General features: G+C 65.4%; 4 pseudogenes. All 4 read right to left on the bottom strand.

What is annotated here, in order from left to right:
• Nucleotides 1-381: 381 nt before the first annotated feature.
• A pseudogene (locus MKK58_RS02020) lies at nucleotides 382-1,462 on the bottom strand (IS5 family transposase).
• A 71-nt stretch (nucleotides 1,463-1,533) separates the two neighbouring features.
• Nucleotides 1,534-2,199: pseudogene (locus MKK58_RS02015) on the bottom strand (IS5 family transposase); the annotation flags it as partial.
• A gap of 63 nt (nucleotides 2,200-2,262) precedes the next feature.
• Nucleotides 2,263-2,517: pseudogene (locus MKK58_RS02010) on the bottom strand (DUF4113 domain-containing protein); the annotation flags it as partial.
• An 87-nt stretch (nucleotides 2,518-2,604) separates the two neighbouring features.
• A pseudogene (locus tag MKK58_RS02005) lies at nucleotides 2,605-3,158 on the bottom strand (hypothetical protein); the annotation flags it as partial.

Raw genomic sequence — 3,158 nt, 5'->3', positions numbered from 1 at the left:
ACCTGCTTCCACCGCGTCCAAGACGCGAACACGCAGATCGTGACTGTAGGCACGGGCCATGGCGATCTCCCTGACGAACCTTCAGGGATCAACGCTCACCTGGCCGCAACGACTCAGGGATCGTGGAAAATGCTCTAGTGCATCGTTGGTCGCGTGATGATGGGGGGTTGTGCCAGCGGCGCTGAGCTGCTCGGTTCCGTTGGCCAGATGACAACCTCCGGTGCAGGCGGGAGGTAGCCGATCGGACACCTCGAAGAACCGCGTAATTGTGGGGTTTGACCGTCGATCTGACGACGCCGGCAGCTTTGGCGTGACCGCACTAGCGTTCTGGCTGTCTGGCGGTGCTCGGGAACGGGCTGAAGAGCCCATCCCGAGGTTGCCTCAGGCCCCCACCGGCCGGGCTTCGATCCAGAGGAAGCGCTCAAGGTTGTAGGCGAGGTTAGCAAGCCCGATCTTGGTTTGAGTTCGGGCCAGGCCGATGGTCCGGACGAACAGGCCTAAGCGGTGCCTCTGGCCGGCGAACATTGTCTCGACGGCCGAGCGGACCTGGGAGCTGGTGCGGTTGGCCTTGCGCTGCGCCGGCGTCAGATCGAGGCCAAGCTGTCGCCGGAAGTGGATCTTCGAGCGCCGTCCCTGCTTGGCCAGATGAGCTTCGTTGGCCTTTGAGCGGTAGGCGGTATCGGCGAGAGACGTCGCTCGCCGTATTGGCTGGATCGAGGACGTTGGCCAGTTGCGCCCCGTCATGGGCGGTCGCGCTGGTAACGGCGAAGCGGCGGACGAACCCCTGCTTGTGGTCGATCGAGATGTGCGTCTTATAGCCGAACACCGGGATGGCGATCTCGACCTTGGCTTTCGCACCGTCCGCCTTGGCGGGCCTTGCCTTGGCCCGCTTCAACGTCCAGCGGGCGTCCCTATCTTTCTGCGCCAGCTTCTTCGGCTTGGCCGCCCATGCCTCCGGGATCCGACCTTCCTTCAGAGCCGCCTTCTCGGCATCGGTGTTGCGCTGACGCGAAGCCGCGATGTTCGAGGCGTCGATGATCTGGCCCGACATCGCGAGATAACCCTTGCCCTTTGACCGAGCGTCGAAGGCAGCAAACAGATTGTCGATCGCACCGGCCCGTGTCAGGTGCTCGCGGAACAGCCACACCGTCTTGGCGTCCGGCACCGCATCCTCGAAGCCCAGGCCGAGGAAGCGCATGAACGAGAGCCGATCCCGAATTTGGAACTCGGTGGCATCCTCCGAGAGCGTGTAAAGTGTCTGAAGGATCAGGATCTTGAACATCAGAACTGGATCGTAGGGCGGACAGCCACCCTTCGATCCGTCGGACCGCTTCAGTGCTGTGGCCAGCTTTGGTCGGAAAGCCTCGAGCTAGATCAAGGCCGCGAGCTTCACCAGAGGGTCGCCGTTCTCTGACAGACGCTGATAACGCTCATCCAAATTGAAGAACCCAGGCTGACCCATCCGAGCCTCTCCATCGTCGACAACGTTAGGGAATCACGACACCGCTCCGCGCGGAAGCGATATTTCGAGGTGTCCTTTCGGGTCGGGATGACCGGCTCGATCCGGCGCTGCCTGAGGCGGCGACGGGCCGGCGGCCTGGAATAGCCCCGGTCCCCACAAGTTCAACAGGGACACAGACGCGGACGACATCGCCCGCGACGGGGCACGGCGCCCTTGTCCATCAACGCGTCCAGCGCGAACTGCTCGTGGCGCTCGCCCGCCGTCAGCACCGCTGCGATCCGCTTGCCGCCGCCTTCGGCGCGCAGATGCAGCTTGGTCGAGAACCCGCCCTGGCTGCGCCCCGCGCTTCCCCGATCCCCTCGACCGGGCCCTCCCCCCCCGATGGCCCCCGACCGGCGAGCGCCGGCGGCGTGCTGGTGAGCGCGCACCACCGTGGCGTCCACGAAGTGCAGGTCCCAGTCGAGGGCGCCCCGGGCATCCGCCTGCGCCTGCAGGTGCCGCAGCACCCGGTCGAACACGCCGGCCTGCCGCCAGCGGTAGAACCGACTCGACACGGTCTCCACAGAACCATATCGGGCCGGCAGATCCGCCCATGGCGCACCCGTGCGCAAGAATCAGAGCATGCCGTTCAGGACTTGCCGGTGATCTTCGGCAGGCCGGCCCGTGCGCGGCTTCTGCGGAGGCAGCAGTGGGGCGATCTGCTCCCACTGCGAATCGGTCAGTTCGTAGCGTCGCATCCCGCCCACATGGCGGCGACCACACCACCTGTGACCCCTTTGCATATACACCCTAGCGTGAAGCTACGCGTGTGCGGTCGGCAGTTCGCTGACCTGCGTCGTGTAGCGTGGGCTTCGCATCTCGAACTTCGTCGACCAAGTGCGCTTCTCGGTGAGCTCCGCGCGGGCTGGCACGACGGCGCCTCGGCCGAAGCGCGCATTGCAGGTGTCCATTGCCGCCATCAGCGGTACGCTGCGCTCGCGGTCGAGGTGGCCGATCAGCGCCCGCGGAGCATCCTCGAGGAGCGTCAGGTCGGTGGTGACCACCCCGGCCTTGCTGCAACTGCCCCTCAGACGCGCCAATCAGCCTCCGGGGCTTAAACGCCCAACGCACGGCAGCCTATGGCGGATGCACACGGCATTTGCCTACTGCACCAGCACGGCTTGATCGCAGCGGACCCCGTTCACGGTAAGATCGGCCTTGCCGATCCGAATGCCGGTGGTCCGAAGCGTGTTGTCTAGAACGCCGTCTAGGGACGGCGCGGCGAGGTTGAGTGCGGTCCCTACCGTCGTTAGAAGGCCGGGCGCCAGAAGCCCGACCCCGTTGACGTCGAGGCTGAGGGACGACACGAGGCTCGGCACCAGGGCCTGTGTCATGTTGTTCGCCGAGACAGTCCGGACTTTGTGTTGAGCGATGTCGTCATCGCTGAACGAGAGAGCCTGCGTGTAGGGGCTCGCGATCGTCGCCCTGGCCTGACTGCTGATGGTGAGGAGAGGCGTGACGCGCAGGAGCGTGGCCGGCCGCGTGAGATCCGGCGCCGGGGACGCCACGTCAATCTGGTATTTCGGGATATCCGCGATGGCGAGTTCGGCCACTCCGGGTTGTGCGTCCAGCGTCACCTGACGCCGCCCCTGAGATGACCAGGGACAGGTCAGGGTCCGGAGCGTGGCCCGCGACATCGCCGCCTGAACGTAGACCG

The organism is Methylobacterium sp. J-078 (genome assembly GCF_022829285.1).
Taxonomy (GTDB): Bacteria; Pseudomonadota; Alphaproteobacteria; order Rhizobiales; family Beijerinckiaceae; genus Methylobacterium.
This window is presented reverse-complemented; position numbering and strand designations above follow the sequence as displayed.